This window comes from Pseudomonas sp. Ant30-3, assembly GCF_000690905.1.
In the GTDB taxonomy this organism is placed as follows: Bacteria; Pseudomonadota; Gammaproteobacteria; order Pseudomonadales; family Pseudomonadaceae; genus Aquipseudomonas.
The window spans coordinates 1-19,881 of the sequence record NZ_JMCL01000043.1 but is presented as its reverse complement, the minus strand read 5'-3'; the positions used below and the strand labels follow the sequence as shown (position 1 = coordinate 19,881).

The window sequence follows — 19,881 nt, the reverse complement described above, 5'->3', positions numbered from 1 at the left end:
CGCGGCCCGCGCAGCGCATCGTGGCGGTGCGGACGCGGTGTCGTTGATCAACACGATCAACTCGATTACCAGCGTCAACCTGGAGCGCATGGTCGCCTACCCTACCGTCGGCAGCCAAAGCACTCACGGCGGTTATTGCGGCTCGGCGGTCAAGCCGATCGCGCTGAACATGGTCGCCGAAATTGCTCGTGACCCACAGACTCACGGCCTGCCGATTTCCGGCATCGGCGGCATCGGCAACTGGCGTGACGCGGCGGAGTTCATTGCGTTGGGCAGCGGTTCGGTGCAGGTGTGCACGGCGGCGATGCTGCATGGCTTCCGCATTGTCGAGGAAATGAAAGACGGTTTGTCCCGCTGGATGGACACTCAGGGCTACGCGAGCCTTGCGGATTTTTCCGGTCGCGCGGTGGAGAACACCACCGACTGGAAGTACCTGGACATCAACTATCAAGTGATCGCGAGGATCGATCAGGACGCGTGCATTGGTTGCGGTCGTTGCCATATCGCCTGCGAAGACACCTCACACCAGGCGGTGGCCAGCGTCAGGCAAATCGACGGAACGCACAAATATGAGGTGATTGATGAAGAGTGTGTGGGCTGCAATCTGTGCCAGATCACCTGCCCGGTGGAGGACTGCATCGAGATGGTGCCGATGGAGAACGGCAAGCCGTTTCTGGACTGGAATCATGACCCGAGAAATCCGTATCATGTGGTTTGATCTTTGAACGAACGCAGCCTCGTTGCACTCGACAGCTGCTACATAGGTCCGGCTGGGGCGCGGATATCTGCGTAGCAGCTGTCGAGTGAAACGAGGCTGCGATCTGTTAATCAACCTGCGACTTGCTAACTACGGCTCCAACCCAATCCCGCGCAAGATCACACTCGTCACCGTCTGCACCGCTCTTTCAAACTGCATGTCCGTCAGCGGTTGGTGGTCATTCAAAATGTTCACCTGATGATCAAAATCCGCGTAATGCTGGGTCGACGCCCAGATCATGTACAGCAGGCTCGACGGTTCCACCGGCAGGATGCGGCCGTCCTCTACCCACTGGCGAATCTTCGCTTCCTTCATCTTGGCCCAGTCGTACAGGCTGACGTCCAGCGCCTCCCCCAGGGTGGGTGCGCCGTGGATGATTTCGTTGGCCCAGACTTTCGAGCCGTGCGGACGGCTGCGGGAGTGGTTCATTTTGGCGCGGATATAGCTGCTGAGCACCACGCGCGGGTCGTCGAACATTTCGAAACACAACGCGTCCTGCTTCCAGACCTCGAGTAAATCAAACAACACAGCGCTGTAAAGCTCGCTTTTGGTGCTGAAGTAGTAATGCAGATTGGAACGCGGCAGCTGCACTTCAGCCGCGATGTCGGCCATCGCAGTGCCGCCGAAACCCTTTTCGGCAAAGACTTTCTCGGCCCCCAGCAGAATTTTCTCGACGTTACTGCGGCGTATCTCGATCTTGTGATTGCCCATGAGGGCTCCCTGACTGCAGCGTTGTCCAAGACTAGCATCCGCTCTACGTCGCCGCGACCGCGTAAAAAGCAAACGTCGTACACACGGTCTCTCGAAGGTAAACTGCGCGCTTCTTCGAACCTGCCCGCGAGGTATCCACGATGCTGTTCAAAACCGCCCTGACCGCCGCCGCCCTGCTCGGCTCACTGCTCGTCGCTTCTTCGGCATTTGCCCATGCGCATCTGAAAAGTTCGACACCGGCGGCCGACAGCACCGTAAGCGCGCCGCCGTCAGAATTGAGCCTGGTGTTCACCGAAGGCGTCGAAGCGGACTTCAGCACGGTCACGCTCACCAGGGACGGCGACGAAGTTCTGGTGAAAAACCTGAGCATTAACGGCAGCGACAAGAACACCTTGATCGTATCCCCCGCAGCGCCACTGACTGCCGGGGATTACACGGTCAAATGGAACGTGACGTCGGTCGACACCCACAAACTTGAAGGCACTTACAGTTTTACGGTGGGCGAGTAACCCATGCCGGATGCGATGGTGCTGTGCCGTTTTGTGCATTTCACCGTAGTGCTGATGCTGTTCGGCGCGTGGGTGTTCAAGCCGATGTTGTCGCGCGGAGAAAGCGCGCTCGATGCGTCGCTGCTGCGCATCAGTCGCTGGCTGGTGGCGGTGGCGCTGGTCAGCGGCATCGCCTGGCTGCTGTTGATCACTGCGACCCTGACGGGAAGGCCGGACGCGGCGTTCGATCCAGAGATGATCGGCAAGGTGTTGGGCAAGACTTTTTTCGGAGAAGTGTGGGTCTGGCACCTGTTGCTGAACGTTATGTTGATGGCGGTGCTATGGGCTCCCCTGCACAACCATCAACCTCTGCGCCTGATACTCAGCGGCTTGCTCCTGGCCACACTGGCACCGGTCGGTCATGGCGCCTTGCTTGACGGGTTGAGCGGTCAGTTGTTGATCCTCAATCAGATTGTTCACTTGGTTTGCGTGGGTGCCTGGCTCGGCGGGTTGATGTGGCTGGTTATGATCCTGCGGCAACCGGTCGGTCATGATGTTCGCGCGATCCTGCGTCGCTTCAGCGGGATCGGTTACGCGCTGGTTGCAGGATTGCTGATCACCGGACTGATCAACGTGCGCGTACTCACCGGGCAGTTCTGGCCTACGCCGTTGTTCAGCGGATTTGCATTGATCCTGCTGATCAAGGTGATGCTGGTGACACTGATGCTGGGGCTGGCCTTGTTCAACCGGATACAGGTCGAAGGTTGCGAACAGCGGTTGGGCACGTTACGGGCCAGCGTGATGCTGGAATGGCTACTGGGCATTGGCGCGGTGGCGGCTGTTTCGCTGTTGGGAACACTCCCGCCGATGATTGCCGGCTGAGGCACATTTCCCTGTGGGAGCAAAGCTTGCTCGCGATAGCGATCCAGCCTTCACCAAAAGCATTGAATAGCTGGCCGCCTTCGCGAGCAAGCTTTGCTCCCACAGTGCCCACAGCCCCGCTCACACACGGGTTTGCGCGGATAGTCCGCTATCACCTTCAGTCATCCTATAACTTCTGATTGACATCCCCCGAACCCTCGCAAATAATCGCCTCCATGTTGTACGACGACGTATAACGACAATAAAAACAAAAAAGCAGCATGGGAGCGTCATAGTGATCAAACTCGTCCGCAATTCCTCCGTCAAAAGTCTCCGTCCAGCCTTCGCACCTCGTCATTCCCTGAGCCTGATCGGCCTCGGTGGATTGGCCTTCGCTTTGCCCATGACCGGCAATGCTGCAGGTTTCGTCGATGATGCCAAAGCCACGCTGAACCTGCGCAACGCCTACTTCAACCGTAACTTCACCAACCCGGCCTACCCGCAGGGCAAGGCTGAAGAGTGGACGCAGAGCTTCATTCTCGACGCCCGGTCCGGGTTCACCCAGGGCACCGTGGGTTTCGGGGTTGATGTGCTCGGCCTGTACTCGCAAAAGCTCGATGGCGGTAAAGGTACCGGCGGTACCCAGTTGCTGCCGATCCATGGCGACGGTCGCCCGGCGGACAACTTTGGTCGGCTCGGTGTGGCGCTCAAGGGCAAGGTCTCGAAGACAGAACTGAAGGTCGGCGAGTGGATGCCGGTGCTGCCGATTCTGCGCTCCGACGATGGCCGCTCGCTGCCACAAACCTTTCGCGGTGGCCAGATCACCTCTAGCGAAATTAACGGCCTGACCCTCTACGGCGGCCAGTTCCGCGGCAACAGCCCGCGTAACGATGCGAGCATGGAAGACATGTCCATGAACGGTCGCGGCGCGTTCACCTCGGACCGCTTCAACTTCGGCGGCGGTGAATACGCTTTCAACGACAAACGCACGCTGGTCGGCGTCTGGTATTCGGAACTGTCCGACATCTACCAGCAGCAATATTTCAACGTCAGCCACAGCCAACCGGTCGGCAGCTGGACCTTGGGCGCCAACCTCGGCTTCTTCAACGGCAAGGAAGACGGCAGCGCACTGGCCGGCGACCTCGACAACAAAACCGCCTTCGCTTTGCTCTCGGCCAAATACGGCGGCAACACCTTCTACGTCGGCCTGCAGAAACTCAGCGGCGACAGTGGCTGGATGCGCGTCAACGGCACCAGCGGCGGCACACTGGCCAACGATAGCTACAACGCCAGCTACGATAACGCCAAGGAAAAATCCTGGCAGTTGCGTCACGACTACAACTTTGTTGCCGTCGGCATACCCGGCCTGACCTTGATGAACCGCTACATCAGCGGCGACAACGTGCACACCGGCGCAATCACCGACGGCAAGGAGTGGGGCCGCGAATCGGAACTGGCCTACACCGTGCAGAGCGGCGCGCTGAAAAACCTCAACGTGAAATGGCGTAACGCGACGATTCGCCGAGACTTCAGCACCAACGAATTCGATGAGAACCGGATTTTCATCAGCTATCCGCTTTCGTTGTTGTAAGGCGTTATCGGGCAGACCTAAACACGGATGTCTGGATATGCCCGATCAATGTGGGAGCTAGCCTGCTAGCGATGCGGCCGTGTCAGTTGCCATCACTGGTGGCTGGCCCACCGCATCGCGAGCAAGCTTTGCTCCCACGGGTCCATCGCTATTCGGAGGTGAGACACCCTCCGTCAACTTCCACCAAAGTCGCGTTGACAAGACCCGGAAAGGCTTACGATACTTCGACTATGTCGTACGACAACCTACAACAAATTTAATAACGACTGCGTGTCCAGGGACTTTCATGACTACCACTCCAGCCCCTTTCAATCGTTTGCTGCTGACCGGTGCCGCCGGTGGCCTCGGCAAAGTCCTGCGCGAAAGTCTGCGCCCCTACACCAACGTTCTTCGTCTGTCGGACATCGCCAACATCGCGCCGGCCCGTGACGAGCACGAAGAAGTCGTCATCTGCGACCTCGCCGACAAGCAGGCCGTGCATCAACTGGTCGAAGGCGTCGACGCGATCCTGCACTTCGGCGGCGTGTCGACCGAGCACTCGTTCGAAGACATCCTCGGCGCCAACATCTGCGGCGTTTTCCACATCTACGAAGCGGCGCGCCGGCATGGCGTCAAGCGCATCATTTTCGCCAGCTCCAACCACGTCATCGGCTTCTACAAACAGGATGAAGTGATCGACGCCCTCTCCCCTCGCCGCCCGGACAGTTACTACGGTTTGTCCAAATGCTACGGCGAAGACATGGCCTCTTTCTACTTCGACCGTTATGGCATCGAGACCGTCAGCATCCGCATCGGCTCGTCGTTCCCGGAACCGCAAAACCGCCGAATGATGAGCACCTGGCTGAGCTTCGGCGACCTGACGCAACTGCTCGAACGTGCGCTGACGACTCCGGGCGTCGGTCACACCGTGGTGTACGGCATGTCGGATAACAAGGACATCTGGTGGGATAACCGCCACGCGGCATTGCTCGGGTTCAAACCCAAGGACAGCTCCGAAGTATTTCGCGACAAGGTCGAAGCCCAGCCGATGCCGGCCGCTGATGATCCGGCGCGGGTTTATCAGGGCGGCGCTTTCTGCGCGGCTGGCCCGTTTGGCGACTGAACCCGCACCGATCCCCACAATAAAAGCCCAGGGAATGAGTTGCCATGCACGCTGAATTGATTGTCGATGCCCGTAACGCGGTCGGTGAAAGTCCGGTCTGGGTGCCCGAGGAAAACGCCCTGTACTGGGTGGATATTCCGGCCGGCGGCCTGCAACGCTGGAACGCGGACACTGGCCACGTTGACGCGTGGACCGCCCCGCAGATGCTCGCTTGCCTGACACGTCACCGCGATGGCGGCTGGGTGGCGGGCATGGAAACCGGCTTTTTCCGTCTGCGCCCAAACAACGATGGCAGCCTCGACAGCGAACCGCTGGCACACGTTGATCACGCACGTCCCGACATGCGCCTCAATGATGGCCGCTGCGACCGTCAGGGCCGTTTCTGGGCTGGCAGCATGGTGTTGAACATGGGCGCCAATGCCGCCGAGGGCGCGCTGTATCGCTACAGCGCCGGGCAGCAAGGACCGATCGCCGCGCAACTCGACGGCTTCATCGTGCCCAACGGCCTGGCATTCAGCCCGGATGGCAAAACCATGTACCTGTCGGATTCACACCCGCTGATTCAACAGATCTGGGCTTTCGATTACGACATCGACAACGGTACGCCGTCCAATCGTCGGCTGTTCGTCGACATGAATCAGTTCCCCGGTCGTCCCGATGGCGCTGCGGTCGATGCCGAAGGCGGCTATTGGATCTGCGCCAACGATGCAGGCCTGATTCACCGCTTTACCCCGGATGGCCGGCTCGACCGTTCGCTGGAAGTGCCGGTGAAAAAACCGACCATGTGCGCCTTTGGCGGCAGCCGCATGGACACCTTGTTCGTCACCTCGATCCGTCCCGGCGACGATCAGGATGAACAGTCTTTGGCGGGCGGTGTGTTCGCCCTCAACCCTGGGGTGAAAGGTCTGGCTGAACCTGTTTTCAATCCCTAGCGACACTGCTCCACCGCTGCGCCTTGAATGAACACAAAAAAAATAACAACACTGGAGACACCCTCATGGGCTTCAAACGCACTTTGCTCGCCGCTGCACTCCCGCTGGCCTTCACTTTCAGCAGCGTCGCTCACGCGCTGGAACTGAAAATTGCCGACATCCACCCCAAGGGTTATCCAACCGTGGTGGCGGAAGAACAAATGGCCAAGACCCTCACGGCCGACAGCAACGGCGCACTGACCGTCAAAATGTTCCCCGGCGGCGTGCTCGGTTCGGAAAAGGAAGTCATCGAACAGATGCAGGTCGGTGCCATCCAGATGGCTCGCGTCAGTCTTGGCATCGTTGGCCCGGTCGTGCCTGATGTGAACGTGTTCAACATGCCATTCATCTTCCGCGACCAGGCGCACATGCGTGCCGTGATCGACGGTGAAGTGGGCGATGCGATCCTCGACAAAATCACCAACTCCGAATTCGGTCTGGTGGCATTGGCCTGGATGGATGGCGGAACGCGCAACCTCTACACCAAGAAACCGGTACGCAGTCTCGCCGACCTCAAAGGCATGAAGATCCGCGTACAAGGCAACCCGATGTTCATCGAAACCATCAACGCCATGGGCGGTAACGGGATCGCGATGGACACCGGCGAAATCTTCAGTGCCTTGCAGACGGGCGTGATCGACGGCGCGGAAAACAACCCGCCAACCATGCTTGAACACAACCACTACCAGAACGCCAAGTACTACAGCCTGACCGGCCACCTGATCCTGCCTGAGCCGATCGTGATGTCGAAAATCACTTGGGAAAAACTCACCCCCGAGCAACAGGCGCTGGTGAAGAAAACCGCCAAAACCGCACAGGCCGAGGAGCGCGTGCTGTGGGACAAAAAATCGACCAGCAGCGAAGAGAAGCTCAAGGCTGCCGGCGTCGAGTTCATCACCGTCGACAAAAAACCGTTCTATGACGCCACCGCGTCGGTCCGCCAGAAATACGGTGCGCCATACGCTGACCTGCTCAAGCGTATCGAAGCCGTTCAATAAATCTCTATAGCAATCAAGCAGGCCCGGCGCCGCTGACACAGATGTCAGTCAGCGTGCGCCCGGTTACGGTGGAACCCGATGAAGAATTTGCTGCTGCGTATTAACGACAGGATTTACATGTCCTGCATCTGGGTGGCCGGTCTGTCCGTGTTAGCCATCGCGTTAATCATTCCCTGGGGCGTTTTCGCTCGCTACGTCCTCGGCACCGGCTCAAGCTGGCCGGAGCCCGTCGCAATCCTGATGATGCTGGTGTTCACGTTCATCGGTGCCGCCGCCAGTTATCGCGCCGGTGCGCACATGGCCGTGGCCATGGTGACCGACCGCATGTCGCCGAAATTGCGCAATACCATGAGCATCGTTTCCCAACTGCTGATGGCCACCATCTGCCTGTTCATGACCATCTGGGGCGCCAAGCTCTGCATGTCGACCTGGAACCAGTTCATGAGCGCGCTGCCCACCCTGCGCGTGGGCATTACCTACATGCCGATCCCGATAGGCGGCCTGTTGACCTTGCTGTTTGTTCTGGAAAAACTTCTGCTCGGTGACCAGAGCAACCGGCGGGTCGTGCGTTTCGACCTGGTTGAAGAAAGCGAAGGTGCCGCATAAATGGACGCTCTGATTCTGTTGGGCAGTTTCATCGCATTGATCGTGATCGGCATGCCGGTCGCTTACGCCCTGGGCCTTGCCGCCCTGATCGGCGCGTGGTGGATCGATATTCCGTACCAGGCGGTCATGATTCAAGTCGCCGGCGGTGTGAACAAGTTTTCTCTGTTGGCGATTCCGTTCTTCATTCTGGCGGGCGCGATCATGGCCGAGGGCGGCATGTCGCGGCGCCTGGTGGCGTTTGCCGGTGTGCTGGTCGGGTTTGTCCGCGGCGGGTTGTCGCTGGTCAACATCATGGCGTCGACATTCTTTGGCGCGATCTCGGGTTCCTCGGTCGCGGACACCGCCTCGGTAGGTTCGGTGCTGATCCCGGAAATGGAAAAACGTGGCTATCCACGTGATTTCGCTACCGCGGTCACGGTCAGCGGTTCGGTACAAGCGTTGCTGACGCCGCCGAGCCACAACTCGGTGCTGTACTCGCTTGCCGCGGGCGGCACCGTGTCGATTGCCTCGCTGTTCATGGCCGGCATCGTTCCCGGCCTGATGATGAGCGCGTGCCTGATGGTGCTGTGCCTGATCTTCGCTAAAAAGCGCAACTACCCTAAAGGCGAAGTGATTCCGATGCGCCAGGCGCTGAAGATCTGCGGCGAAGCCTTATGGGGCCTGATGGCGATGGTCATCATCCTCGGCGGCATTCTCTCGGGTATCTTCACCGCCACCGAATCGGCGGCGATTGCAGTGCTATGGTCGTTCTTCGTGACCATGTTCATCTACCGTGACTACAAGTGGAGCGAACTGCCAAAGCTGATGCACCGCACGGTACGCACGGTTTCGATTGTGATGATCCTGATCGGCTTCGCGGCGAGCTTCGGCTACATCATGACGCTGATGCAGATCCCGGCGAAAATCACCACGATGTTCCTGACCCTGTCGGACAACCGTTACGTGATCCTGATGTGCATCAACGTCATGCTGCTGTTGCTCGGCACGGTGATGGACATGGCGCCGCTGATCCTGATCCTGACGCCGATCCTGATGCCGGTGATTCTGGACATTGGCGTGGACCCGGTGCAGTTCGGCATGATCATGCTGGTGAACCTGGGGATTGGATTGATAACACCGCCGGTGGGCGCGGTGCTCTTTGTGGGGTCGGCCGTGGGTAAAGTCAGTATTGAAAGTACCGTAAAAGCACTGCTGCCGTTCTACGGCGTACTGTTCCTGGTGCTGATCGCGGTGACCTACATTCCAGCTATTTCGCTGTGGTTGCCGAATCTGGTGTTGTAATCCATCCATAACCTGTAGCAGCTGGCGCAGCCTGCGTCCGGCTGCGCAGCAGTCGTTATTTGGCCAACGCATGTATCTGACTGACCGCATGGACTGGTTCAACGACTGCTGCGCAGACGGACGCAGGCTGCTAAACAGGCATCGGTGGATTTGAGGATTGACATGACTCCAACACTTCTCGAACTCGAAGACTCGCTCACCCGCCTCACCCTCTCCCCCGAACGCGGCGGTGCCATCGTCAACTGGACGGTCCTCGGCACCGGTCAGCCGCTGTTTCGTCACAGCAATGCGCAAGCTTTGAACACCGGCCTGGCAAACAAGCTGGGCTGTTTTCCGTTGGCGCCGTGGTCCAATCGCATCGCCGAAGGCGGCTTCGATTGTCCGGACGGCTGGCTGGCACTCACGCCCAACAGCCTCACCGAAGCGCTGCCCATTCACGGCAGTGCCTGGCAGCAACCGTGGCAGGTGCTGTCCCAAACCGATGATGAAATTGTCCTGCAACTCGACAGCTCCCAGCCATTCGCCTACCGCGCCCGGCAACGGTTTCTGCTGAGCGACGGTCGCTTGAGCATTGAGCTGCGCGTGACTCATCTGGATGATCGCGCTGCGTGGCACGGTCTTGGTCTGCACCCGTATTTCCCGCGGACTTTGAACACGCGATTGCAAGCGAAGGCCGAGAAGGTCTGGTTGTGCGACGCTTCCAGGTTACCGACAGCACTGAGCAAACTGCCCGGCGAATGGGATTTTGATCAGCTGCGAGCATTACCCGACACCCTGGTCGATAACGGTTTTTGCCAATGGGATGGCCGCTGCCGAATCGAGCAACCGGACCTCGGTTATGCGCTGGACTGCCAGGCCGGCGGCAGCGATTACTACCTGCTCTATTGCCCGCTGGACCTGGGTTTTTTCTGCATCGAACCGGTGAGCCATCCGGTCAATGCGCACCACTTGCCCGGCCGACCGGGGTTGCGGCTGCTGGAGCAAGGGCAGTCGGTTGAGCTGACGTTCGCCCTGCACTACCGCCCACTCTGAGCTTCAAGCGCGGATCAGCATACAAGCCGCAATCGTCAGGCAAACGCTCGCAAAGCCGACCTGCAACGCCCGCGCCGGCACCTTCTCGCAAAGCTTGCGGCCAATGATCATGCCGACGATGCTGGCGACAATAAACGCCACACCGACATCATCGATGCGCACCCCGGCGTGAAAGGCGCCGATCACGCCGATTGCAGAAATCAGGCTGATCACCATCAACGAAGTCGCAACGATGCCGCGCATTTGCACGTCCGTCAGTTGCTTGAACGCCGGGACGATCAGAAACCCGCCACCCACGCCCAGCAGCCCCGAGACCACACCGGTCACCGCGCCCAAAGCAGCCAGTGTCGCCGTGCACTTGGCGGTCCATGAGAAGCGCCCGGTTTGCTGATCGAGCATGCAGTTTTTCTGGCCCCAGTTGGCGTGGCCATGGTCGCTGGGACCTTGAACCTGGCGCTCGCGGCGCAGCATGCGCCAGGCGACCATGGTCATCAGCAGGCTGAACAGAACCATCAGGATTTTTTCCGGCAACTGATGCGCGAAATAGATGCCGATCGGGGAAAACAGCGCGCCCAGCAAAGCGATCAACAACGCGGCGCGATAGCGCACCAGGCCGTGGCGCAAGCCGTCCAGGGCGCCCACCGCCGCCGCGCTGCCCACCGCTAACAAGGCGACGGGGGCGGCTTGCGTCATGCTGAACCCCAAACCAAGCACCAGCGCGGGCACCGCCAGGATTCCACCTCCGGCACCGGTCAAGCCGAGTACCAAGCCCATGACCACGCCAAAAAAACTTGCCAGCAGCATAAAAAACTCACGATCTTTGAAAAGCCGGGAACGCCCGGTATCGATGGGTGACAGGATAAAGCTCGCGCCGGTTTTTAGTGCATTGAATTAATTCGGGGCTGGTCAACGCAGGGAAAATGAATTTACCCTCATGGCTCGCCCAGAAAGAATCTGCTCCCATGCCTGCCTTGATCGAACCCTTCCTCGACCCTGCCTCGTCGACCTACAGCTACGTGATCTATCAAGTCGATGGCGGCCAGTGTGCAATCGTCGATCCGGTGCTCGACTACGATGCAGCGAGTGGTCGAACCGGCACGGCGCAGGCAGACAAGATTATCGCCTTCGTCCGCGAGCATCGCTTGCAGGTGCAGTGGTTGCTGGAGACCCATGCGCACGCCGATCACCTGTCGGCGGCGCCTTACCTTCGGTGGGAGCTGGGCGGCAAGATTGCGATAGGCCAATCGATCAGCAAGGTTCAGGACGTGTTCAAGACGCTGTTCAATCTTGAGCCGGAATTTCGCAGCGATGGCTCGCAATTCGATCATCTGTTTGCGCCGGACGAGTCGTTCATGATCGGCAATCTCAAAGCCACCGCGCTGCATGTTCCCGGCCACACACCGGCGGATATGGCCTATGTGATCGACAGCAATGCGATCCTGGTCGGCGACACTCTGTTCATACCGGATGTCGGCACCGCCCGCTGCGACTTCCCCGGCGGCAACGCCAGCCAGATGTTCAAATCGATCCGCAAAATTTTGGCCTTCCCGGCCAGCGTCAGCTTATACGTGTGCCACGATTACCCGCCCGAGGGCCGCGAATCGCGGTGCATGACGACGGTAGGCGAACAGCGCCAGAGCAACATTCATGTGCGCGATGGCATTGATGAGGAAGCCTTCGTCGAGATGCGCACCGAGCGCGATGCCGGGCTGGGGATGCCGACGTTGCTGCTGCCGGCAATTCAGGTGAACGTGCGCGCGGGGAATATGCCGCCGGCTGAGGCGAATGGCGTTACCTATTTGAAGATTCCGCTCAATCAGTTATGACGTTTTTCATTACTGACTCCAGGCTCCAACTACCAGTTTCGGCGTCGTAAGTGAACGCACAGGTTTCTCCGGGCCGGATGACATGTTCAAAGTCATTCGGTCCCAGGCCATCGCGGATTCTGGTTTCCAACAATGCAATGGAAACGACCATTACCACACTGTTTGCCTCTGCCAGCTTCGGCAGCGACACCAGCGGTGCGTAGTTGCCATGAGAGATCGCGTATCGAATGAATTTTTCACCATCCCCAGGGGCGGGAATGCTGTGACCCTGTTCCGCAGGCGTGCATTCCTGAACCTGCAATGCCCATCGCCGGGAGCCGTCAAGACACACAAACGCTAAGGCATCGCCTTTGACCAGCGTGACATGTTCAAGCGCAACGTCACTGCCTTGCAGGTCCAACTGTATTTCAGCGTCCGCGTCAGAGCAGACCAATAACCGATGCGGCTCGTCATCCACAATCGGCGGCAGCGTCACCCTTGCAGCCCAGTGCTGATTGTTGATGCTCAGCATTGCGTGCCGCACTGGCGACGTCCCTTGAATCGCTGGATCTCCTGCGTTCAGGTACTTGAGATCCTGCAGCCCCAGCGCCTGAGCGCGAAAATAGTTGGAATGTATGATGTTATCGACGAGCCTATGACGCAGAGACCAATCACAATTGATGATGAAATACTTCATGATGGGGTGGCCGGCAGAGCCTGCAGCAAACCAGGACATCAGTTGACCGGACATGTCCTTGGGTACAAAAAAAGGTAGAACATAACGGGCGGCCTGAATGGAGCGGAGCTCGCCCGCAGGTTTACTTTCCGACCCGACACGATCAATAAATGCCTTGAGCTGCGATTCCGAAGGTGTGTTGGAGCCGATCCAGCGTTGGTTGACGCCTGGCCAGAAGCTACTGTCACGTGCGCCATTGTTGTAGGCGATCACCGTATTCTTATATCCTGGCAACCGCCAAATTTGCGAAATACTTAACTCTTTGTAGGTAGGTGAAATAATAGAATCACCAAAAGACGTCTTCAAGATACTGATTAATTCCGCATGAGCGGCGACAGTGAAATTTTTGAATTCGTGGAAGTCGAGAATTACAATCTCACGCCTTCTATCCCACCCCTGCCCATAACGATAGGATTTAACGCCTCGTACAATATCGTACTGCACCGTCCTGCCGTTGGTAGTACTGTGAAATATCGAAAAACGTGAGGGATGACCCACTGGATATCCCGAGAAATACTGAACACGAATATCCAGAACCCGTATACCCGAATTCAATTGAACATGCGGTGAAACGTCCTGACAAACTTCGGAACTCGGCGCTGTGGAAGCCTGTTTATCGAACGCCGAGTTATGGGTGCCGGGCAAAATCGCCATGTGGATTGGCAGATTTCGTACGCCGCTATACGTACTCATCCAGTGAGTTCGATTGTTATTGAATGGTTTGCAGACCCCACCACTGGCACTGCCGCCCGGACACCAACCGCTGTTTATTTCTGCACCGTCTTCGGCCCCGAGGTCAAAAAGCGAACCGGGATGGATGGACTTGAATTCAAATTCATCTTCTACGTAAGGTCCAAATACGGGAGGTGGTAAATCTTTCAAGTTGCCATTCGCATCCAGATCATCAGGTCGAACATCGAGTGCGCTCGCCAACAAAACAATGTCCGGCATGCTAGCTCCCGGCAACTCTTTTTCCAATACAGCACCGTCTAGCGATGCCGCACCCAACATTTCATACTTCATATTATTTCTCCTGACAGCTCATCGCGCCTGATTCAAGGAGAACGAATATAAACGGATTACATGCAGAACAAATACTTCTGCTGTAACGACATGTAAGGCCAGCCTGCTTTATGAAGAACAAAGCCGAAAACTACTTACTTAGAATCATTCCACCGGCAGGTAACGGCAGAGCAGTTTTGTAGCGCACCTGCTTGAGCGCAAAGCTTGAGCGAATGTTGGCCACGCCCGGGACTTTGGTGAGGAAGTCCATCATGAAGCGCTCCAGCGACTGAATGGTCGGCACCAGCACACGGATCAGATAATCCGGATCACCGGCCATCAAGTAGCATTCCATCACCTCCGGCCGATCCGAAATCGCCTCCTCGAAATGCTGCAGCGCCTCCTCCACCTGTTTCTCCAGGCTGACGTGAATGAACACGTTGACGTGCAATCCCAGCAAATCGGCATCCAGCAACGTCACCTGCTCACGGATCAGCCCCAATTCCTCCATTGCCTTGACCCGATTGAAACAGGGTGTCGGCGAGAGATTGACCGAGCGTGCAAGGTCGGCGTTAGTGATGCGGGCGTTCTCCTGAAGGCTGTTGAGAATGCCGATATCGGTACGGTCCAGTTTGCGCATGAGACAAAACCACCTGATTTTTATGTTTATGCAGGTTTTTTATCTCCAAATGATCACCAGCGCAACGAAACAGAGAGAAATATTCTCCTACGCGACGCCTATGATGTTTGTAGGACAAGATTTCCATCACACGTGGAATGACGGTCAGCTCACTACAAGAAATTCACAAGATCGAGCGTAGAAGCCATGACTCCAGCATACGAACCGTTGCGCCTGCACGTTCCCGAACCGTCGGGCCGACCAGGCTGTAAAACCGACTTCTCCTACCTGCGGCTGACCGACGCCGGCACGGTGCGCAAACCCGCTATCGACGTAGAGCCTGCCGACACGGCCGACTTGGCCAAAGGCCTGATTCGCGTGCTCGACGATCAGGGCAATGCCCTCGGTCCGTGGGGTGAAGGTGTGCCGGTCGAGATCCTGCGTAAAGGCATGCGCGCCATGCTCACGACGCGCATCTTCGACAACCGCATGGTGGTCGCCCAGCGTCAAAAGAAAATGTCGTTCTATATGCAGAGCCTCGGCGAAGAAGCCATCGGCAGCGCCCAGGCTCTGGCGCTGAACATTGATGACATGTGCTTCCCTACCTATCGCCAGCAAAGCATCCTGATGGCGCGCGAAGTGCCGCTGGTCGACCTGATCTGCCAACTGCTGTCCAACGAGCGCGATCCGCTCAAGGGTCGCCAATTGCCGATCATGTATTCGGTGAAAGAGTCCGGTTTCTTCACCATTTCCGGCAACCTTGCCACCCAATTTGTACAGGGCGTGGGCTGGGGCATGGCTTCGGCAATCAAGGGCGACACCAAAATCGCTTCGGCCTGGATCGGCGACGGCGCTACCGCTGAATCCGACTTCCACACCGCCCTCACCTTCGCCCACGTGTACCGCGCGCCGGTGATCCTCAACGTGGTCAACAACCAATGGGCGATCTCGACGTTCCAGGCGATCGCCGGTGGTGAAGCCACAACCTTTGCCGGTCGTGGCGTCGGTTGCGGGATTGCGTCCCTGCGGGTCGATGGCAACGATTTCGTCGCGGTGTACGCCGCCTCCGCCTGGGCCGCCGAACGCGCCCGCCGCAATCTTGGCCCAACCATGATCGAATGGGTCACCTACCGCGCCGGTCCGCACTCGACCTCTGATGATCCTTCCAAATACCGTCCTGCCGACGATTGGAGCTTTTTCCCGTTAGGCGATCCGATCGTGCGTCTCAAACAGCACCTGATCAAGATTGGCCATTGGTCCGAAGAGGAACATGCCGCGGTCAGCGCCGATCTGGAAGCCGAAGTGATCGCTGCGCAGAAAGAAGCCGAGCAATACGGCACCCTCGCCGGCGGCCAGATCCCGAGCGCGGCGACCATGTTCGAGGACGTCTATAAAGAGATGCCGGAGCACTTGAAGCGCCAGCGTCAAGAGTTGGGGATCTGACATGAACGATCACAACAATAATATTCAGCCGGAAACCGCCATGACTACCACCACCATGACCATGATCCAGGCCCTGCGCTCGGCCATGGATGTGATGCTTGAGCGTGACGACAACGTTGTGGTGTTCGGCCAGGACGTCGGCTACTTTGGCGGCGTGTTCCGCTGCACCGAAGGCCTGCAGACCAAGTACGGCACCTCCCGCGTATTCGATGCGCCGATCTCCGAAAGCGGCATCGTCGGCGTTGCCGTCGGCATGGGCGCTTATGGGTTGCGGCCGGTGGCCGAGATTCAATTTGCCGACTACGTCTACCCCGCGTCAGACCAGATCATTTCCGAAGCCGCACGCCTGCGGTACCGCTCGGCCGGCGAATTTACCGCGCCGATGACCCTGCGCATGCCTTGCGGCGGCGGCATCTATGGTGGTCAGACGCACAGCCAGAGCATCGAGGCGATGTTCACTCAGGTCTGCGGTTTGCGCACGGTCATGCCGTCCAACCCGTACGACGCGAAAGGCCTGCTGATCGCCTCCATCGAAAACGATGACCCGGTGATCTTCCTCGAGCCGAAACGCCTGTACAACGGCCCGTTCGATGGTCATCACGATCGTCCCGTCACCCCTTGGTCGAAACACCCTGCCGCGCAAGTGCCGGACGGTTACTACACGGTGCCGCTGGACGTCGCTGCCATTACTCGTCCGGGCAAGGACGTGACCATTCTGACCTACGGCACCACGGTGTATGTCTCGCAAGTGGCCGCTGAAGAAACCGGCATCGACGCGGAAGTCATCGACCTGCGCAGCTTGTGGCCGCTGGACCTCGAAACGATCGTCAAATCGGTGAAAAAGACTGGCCGTTGCGTAGTGGTTCACGAAGCCACCCGCACCTGCGGGTTCGGCGCAGAACTGGTCGCCCTGGTGCAAGAACATTGCTTCCATCACCTGGAAGCGCCGATCGAGCGTGTAACCGGTTGGGACACTCCCTACCCGCACGCGCAAGAGTGGGCGTATTTCCCAGGGCCGACCCGAGTGGGCGCGGCGTTGAAACGGGTCATGGAGGTCTGAATGGGCACGCACGTTATTAAAATGCCGGACATCGGTGAAGGCATTGCAGAAGTTGAATTGTCGGTGTGGCACGTCAAGGTCGGCGACATGGTCGTGGAAGATCAGGTGTTGGCCGATGTCATGACCGACAAGGCGATGGTCGACATCCCATCGCCGGTGCATGGCAAGGTGATTGCGCTGGGCGGTGTGCCGGGCGAAGTCATGGCGGTCGGCAGTGTGCTGATCAGCATTGAAGTCGAAGGCGCGGGCAATGTGAAAGAGTCGGCTCGGCCGGCAGTGACTGCCGATGATGCTCCAAAAGTAGCGCCGGTTGCCGCGTTGAAAGTCGAACCAGTTGCTGAAAGCAAACCCGCTGTGGCTGCCACGGCATCGCCACGCACTGCGGTTTGCCCGGGCCCGATGGTGGCGCGTGAAGCAGATGAGCGCCCGTTGGCCTCGCCGGCTGTGCGCAAACATGCGCTTGACCTCGGCATCCAGTTGCGCCTGGTGCGCGGCACCGGCCCAGCCGGTCGCGTGTTGCATGAAGACCTGGATGCCTATCTGGCTCAGGGTCAGTCAAACGCATCAACCGCCTCTGGCGCTTACGCCCAGCGCAACGATGAAGAACAGATTCCGGTGATCGGCATGCGCCGCAAGATCGCCCAGCGCATGCAGGACGCGACTCAACGCGCGGCGCACTTCAGTTATGTCGAAGAAATCGACGTGACCGCAGTTGAAGAACTGCGCGCTCACCTCAACGAAAAACATGGCGCCACGCGCGGCAAGCTGACGTTGTTACCGTTCCTGGTACGCGCCCTGGTCGTCGCCGTGCGCGACTTCCCCCAGATCAACGCCCGTTATGACGACGAAGCGCAGGTCATTACCCGCCTTGGCGCGGTGCATGTCGGCATCGCCACGCAAGCCGACATCGGCTTGATGGTGCCCGTGGTGCGTCACGCTGAAGCCCGAAGCCTATGGGACAACGCGGCGGAAATTTCGCGCCTGGCCACGGCCGCGCGCACTGGCAAGGCCAACCGCGACGAGCTTTCGGGGTCGAGCATCACCCTGACCAGCCTCGGCGCGTTGGGGGGGATCGTCAGCACCCCGGTGCTGAACCTGCCGGAAGTAGCGATCGTCGGCGTGAACAAAATCGTCGAACGGCCGGTGGTCGTCAAAGGCCAGGTCGTGATTCGCAAGATGATGAACCTCTCCAGCTCCTTCGATCACCGCGTGGTCGATGGCATGGACGCGGCGCTATTCATCCAGGCCATTCGTGGCTTGCTCGAACAACCCGCCACCCTGTTCATGGAGTAAACGATGCAGACTTTGCACACCACACTGCTGATCATCGGCGGCGGCCCCGGCGGTTATGTGACGGCTATTCGCGCCGGCCAACTGGGCATTTCAACCATTCTGGTAGAAGGCGAATCATTGGGCGGCACGTGCCTGAACATCGGCTGCATTCCGTCGAAAGCGCTCATTCACGTGGCTGAACAGTTTCATCAGACGCAGCACCACAGCCAGCACTCGGCGCTGGGCATCAGCGTTTCGGCGCCGATCCTCGACATCAGCAAAAGCGTCGAGTGGAAGGACGGCATTGTTGACCGCCTGACCACCGGCGTCGCGGCGCTGCTGAAGAAGCACAAGGTTCAGGTCGTTCAGGGCTGGGCCAAGGTCATTGACGGCAAGACCGTCGATGTCGGCGACACGCGTATTCAATGCGAGCACCTGGTGCTGGCCACCGGTTCGAAAAGTGTGAACTTGCCGATGTTGCCCATTGGCGGCGCGGTGATTTCTTCCACCGAAGCGCTGGCCCCGACGTCCGTGCCCAAGCGTTTGATTGTGGTTGGCGGTGGTTACATCGGTCTTGAGTTGGGGATCGCTTATCGCAAGCTGGGCGCGGATGTCAGCGTGGTCGAGGCTCAGGATCGTATCCTGCCGGCCTATGACGCGGAGCTGACACAACCGGTACATGACGAACTGAAAAAACTCGGCGTGAAGCTTTACTTGAAGCACAGCGTTCAAGGCTTTGATGCGGCAGGGAATATTTTGCAGGTATCGACCCCCGATGGGGGTGCATTGAATCTGGAAAGTGATCAGGTTCTGGTGGCTGTCGGTCGTAAACCGAATACCCAAGGCTGGAATCTCGAAGCGCTCAATCTGGACATGAACGGCTCGGCAATCAAGATCGACAGTCGATGCCAGACCAGCATGCGCAATGTCTACGCCATCGGCGACCTGAGCGGCGAACCGATGCTCGCCCACCGGGCGATGGCTCAAGGCGAAATGGTGGCCGAGTTGATCAGCGGCAAGTCCCGCGAGTTCAACCCGACCGCCATTGCGGCAGTGTGCTTCACCGACCCTGAACTGGTGGTGGTCGGCAAGACGCCGGACGACGCCAAGGCGGCGGGTCTGGACTGCATCGTCTCGAACTTCCCGTTCGCCGCGAATGGTCGGGCGATGACGCTGGAATCGAAAAGCGGTTTTGTGCGGGTCGTGGCGCGGCGCGACAATCATGTGATTGTCGGCTGGCAAGCGGTGGGCGTTGGCGTTTCGGAATTGTCGACCGCGTTTGCGCAGAGCCTGGAAATGGGCGCGCGACTGGAAGACATCGCCGGCACCATCCACGCGCACCCGACGTTGGGCGAGGCGGTACAGGAAGCCGCGTTGCGAGCGCTCGGTCACGCGTTGCACTTGTAAACGCGATCAATTGTGGCGAGGGAGCTTGCTCCCGCTGGGTTGCGAAGCAACCACAACTGCTTCACTGCGGTTGCGCCTGATACACCGCAGTGCCGGGCTTTACCAGCGCTGCGCACTGGAGCGGGAGCAAGCTCCCTCG

19 protein-coding genes are annotated in these 19,881 nt (G+C 58.7%); 15 read left to right on the top strand and 4 right to left on the bottom strand.

Annotated features, from left to right (window positions below):
• The coding region (gene preA, locus DU29_RS0111830; RefSeq protein ID WP_028621896.1) for an NAD-dependent dihydropyrimidine dehydrogenase subunit PreA at positions 1-718 on the top strand (718 nt) is incomplete at its 5' end.
• Between the two features lie 129 nt (positions 719-847).
• On the opposite strand, the gene DU29_RS0111825 is transcribed toward preA, so the two are convergent.
• Entirely contained in the window at positions 848-1,468 is a 621-nt protein-coding gene (locus DU29_RS0111825; RefSeq protein ID WP_028621895.1) for a TetR/AcrR family transcriptional regulator, read from the bottom strand.
• Positions 1,469-1,608: 140 nt separating this feature from the next.
• Here DU29_RS0111825 and copC point away from each other — a divergent pair, with 140 nt between their 5' ends.
• From copC to DU29_RS0111780, 9 genes are all read left to right on the top strand, one after another.
• Complete coding sequence (gene copC, locus DU29_RS0111820) at positions 1,609-1,977, top strand: copper homeostasis periplasmic binding protein CopC (protein ID WP_028621894.1); 369 nt, start codon at positions 1,609-1,611, stop codon at positions 1,975-1,977.
• Between the two features lie 3 nt (positions 1,978-1,980).
• Complete coding sequence (copD, locus tag DU29_RS0111815) at positions 1,981-2,838, top strand: copper homeostasis membrane protein CopD (protein WP_028621893.1); 858 nt, start codon at positions 1,981-1,983, stop codon at positions 2,836-2,838.
• Between the two features lie 274 nt (positions 2,839-3,112).
• Positions 3,113-4,408 (top strand): OprD family porin, encoded by a 1,296-nt coding sequence (locus DU29_RS0111810; protein ID WP_028621892.1) that lies wholly within the window; start codon positions 3,113-3,115, stop codon positions 4,406-4,408.
• Between the two features lie 286 nt (positions 4,409-4,694).
• Positions 4,695-5,510 (top strand): NAD-dependent epimerase/dehydratase family protein, encoded by an 816-nt coding sequence (locus DU29_RS0111805; protein WP_028621891.1) that lies wholly within the window; start codon positions 4,695-4,697, stop codon positions 5,508-5,510.
• A 44-nt stretch (positions 5,511-5,554) separates the two neighbouring features.
• A complete protein-coding gene (locus DU29_RS0111800) occupies positions 5,555-6,442 on the top strand; it encodes an SMP-30/gluconolactonase/LRE family protein (protein WP_028621890.1) in 888 nt (295 codons plus the stop codon).
• 65 nt (positions 6,443-6,507) lie between these two features.
• On the top strand, positions 6,508-7,479 hold the full coding sequence (locus DU29_RS0111795) for a TRAP transporter substrate-binding protein (RefSeq protein WP_028621889.1): 972 nt from the start codon (positions 6,508-6,510) through the stop codon (positions 7,477-7,479).
• 78 nt (positions 7,480-7,557) lie between these two features.
• Positions 7,558-8,085, top strand: coding sequence for a TRAP transporter small permease (locus tag DU29_RS0111790; protein ID WP_028621888.1), 528 nt, complete (start codon positions 7,558-7,560; stop codon positions 8,083-8,085).
• Entirely contained in the window at positions 8,086-9,366 is a 1,281-nt protein-coding gene (locus DU29_RS0111785; RefSeq protein WP_028621887.1) for a TRAP transporter large permease, read from the top strand.
• Positions 9,367-9,528: 162 nt separating this feature from the next.
• Complete coding sequence (locus DU29_RS0111780) at positions 9,529-10,398, top strand: aldose 1-epimerase (RefSeq protein ID WP_028621886.1); 870 nt, start codon at positions 9,529-9,531, stop codon at positions 10,396-10,398.
• Positions 10,399-10,401: 3 nt separating this feature from the next.
• On the opposite strand, the gene DU29_RS0111775 is transcribed toward DU29_RS0111780, so the two are convergent.
• The gene (locus tag DU29_RS0111775) at positions 10,402-11,202 is read right to left on the bottom strand and encodes a sulfite exporter TauE/SafE family protein (protein WP_028621885.1); all 801 of its coding nucleotides are present in this window, start codon (positions 11,200-11,202) and stop codon (positions 10,402-10,404) included.
• Between the two features lie 158 nt (positions 11,203-11,360).
• Between DU29_RS0111775 and DU29_RS0111770 the strand changes: the two genes are divergently transcribed.
• Positions 11,361-12,224 (top strand): MBL fold metallo-hydrolase, encoded by an 864-nt coding sequence (locus DU29_RS0111770; protein WP_028621884.1) that lies wholly within the window; start codon positions 11,361-11,363, stop codon positions 12,222-12,224.
• On the opposite strand, the gene DU29_RS1000000130930 is transcribed toward DU29_RS0111770, so the two are convergent.
• Positions 12,211-13,962 (bottom strand): hypothetical protein, encoded by a 1,752-nt coding sequence (locus DU29_RS1000000130930; protein ID WP_050483103.1) that lies wholly within the window; start codon positions 13,960-13,962, stop codon positions 12,211-12,213. The two genes, DU29_RS0111770 and DU29_RS1000000130930, sit on opposite strands and share 14 nt — an antisense overlap.
• Before the next feature lie 130 nt (positions 13,963-14,092).
• A complete protein-coding gene (gene bkdR, locus DU29_RS0111760) occupies positions 14,093-14,581 on the bottom strand; it encodes a Bkd operon transcriptional regulator BkdR (protein WP_028621883.1) in 489 nt (162 codons plus the stop codon).
• A gap of 186 nt (positions 14,582-14,767) precedes the next feature.
• On the opposite strand from bkdR, the gene DU29_RS0111750 reads away from it, so the two are divergent.
• The 4 genes from DU29_RS0111750 to lpdA are packed head-to-tail and all read left to right on the top strand — an operon-like array spanning position 14,768 to position 19,742.
• Positions 14,768-16,003: a 3-methyl-2-oxobutanoate dehydrogenase (2-methylpropanoyl-transferring) subunit alpha gene (locus DU29_RS0111750; protein WP_028621881.1), complete on the top strand. Its 1,236-nt coding sequence runs from the start codon at positions 14,768-14,770 to the stop codon at positions 16,001-16,003.
• Position 16,004: 1 nt separating this feature from the next.
• Positions 16,005-17,063, top strand: a complete 1,059-nt coding sequence (locus DU29_RS0111745; RefSeq protein ID WP_028621880.1) for an alpha-ketoacid dehydrogenase subunit beta — start codon at positions 16,005-16,007, stop codon at positions 17,061-17,063.
• Positions 17,064-18,356 carry a dihydrolipoamide acetyltransferase family protein gene (locus DU29_RS0111740; RefSeq protein WP_028621879.1) on the top strand — a complete coding sequence of 431 codons (1,293 nt, stop codon included), beginning with the start codon at positions 17,064-17,066 and terminating at the stop codon, positions 18,354-18,356.
• A 3-nt stretch (positions 18,357-18,359) separates the two neighbouring features.
• Positions 18,360-19,742: a dihydrolipoyl dehydrogenase gene (gene lpdA, locus DU29_RS0111735; RefSeq protein WP_028621878.1), complete on the top strand. Its 1,383-nt coding sequence runs from the start codon at positions 18,360-18,362 to the stop codon at positions 19,740-19,742.
• The last annotated feature ends 139 nt before the right edge of the window (positions 19,743-19,881 follow it).

Bases quoted from the DNA above. Each gene is read 5' to 3' on its own strand.
- lpdA (WP_028621878.1), top strand. From the start codon at position 18,360: ATGCAGACTTTGCACACCACACTGCTGATCATCGGCGGCGGCCCCGGC.
- DU29_RS1000000130930 (WP_050483103.1), bottom strand. From the start codon at position 13,962: ATGAAGTATGAAATGTTGGGTGCGGCATCGCTAGACGGTGCTGTATTG.
- DU29_RS0111795 (WP_028621889.1), top strand. From the start codon at position 6,508: ATGGGCTTCAAACGCACTTTGCTCGCCGCTGCACTCCCGCTGGCCTTC.
- DU29_RS0111800 (WP_028621890.1), top strand. From the start codon at position 5,555: ATGCACGCTGAATTGATTGTCGATGCCCGTAACGCGGTCGGTGAAAGT.
- DU29_RS0111745 (WP_028621880.1), top strand. From the start codon at position 16,005: ATGAACGATCACAACAATAATATTCAGCCGGAAACCGCCATGACTACC.
- DU29_RS0111785 (WP_028621887.1), top strand. From the start codon at position 8,086: ATGGACGCTCTGATTCTGTTGGGCAGTTTCATCGCATTGATCGTGATC.
- DU29_RS0111780 (WP_028621886.1), top strand. From the start codon at position 9,529: ATGACTCCAACACTTCTCGAACTCGAAGACTCGCTCACCCGCCTCACC.
- DU29_RS0111790 (WP_028621888.1), top strand. From the start codon at position 7,558: ATGAAGAATTTGCTGCTGCGTATTAACGACAGGATTTACATGTCCTGC.
- DU29_RS0111750 (WP_028621881.1), top strand. From the start codon at position 14,768: ATGACTCCAGCATACGAACCGTTGCGCCTGCACGTTCCCGAACCGTCG.
- DU29_RS0111740 (WP_028621879.1), top strand. From the start codon at position 17,064: ATGGGCACGCACGTTATTAAAATGCCGGACATCGGTGAAGGCATTGCA.
- DU29_RS0111805 (WP_028621891.1), top strand. From the start codon at position 4,695: ATGACTACCACTCCAGCCCCTTTCAATCGTTTGCTGCTGACCGGTGCC.
- copD (WP_028621893.1), top strand. From the start codon at position 1,981: ATGCCGGATGCGATGGTGCTGTGCCGTTTTGTGCATTTCACCGTAGTG.
- DU29_RS0111825 (WP_028621895.1), bottom strand. From the start codon at position 1,468: ATGGGCAATCACAAGATCGAGATACGCCGCAGTAACGTCGAGAAAATT.
- DU29_RS0111770 (WP_028621884.1), top strand. From the start codon at position 11,361: ATGCCTGCCTTGATCGAACCCTTCCTCGACCCTGCCTCGTCGACCTAC.
- DU29_RS0111775 (WP_028621885.1), bottom strand. From the start codon at position 11,202: ATGCTGCTGGCAAGTTTTTTTGGCGTGGTCATGGGCTTGGTACTCGGC.
- bkdR (WP_028621883.1), bottom strand. From the start codon at position 14,581: ATGCGCAAACTGGACCGTACCGATATCGGCATTCTCAACAGCCTTCAG.
- copC (WP_028621894.1), top strand. From the start codon at position 1,609: ATGCTGTTCAAAACCGCCCTGACCGCCGCCGCCCTGCTCGGCTCACTG.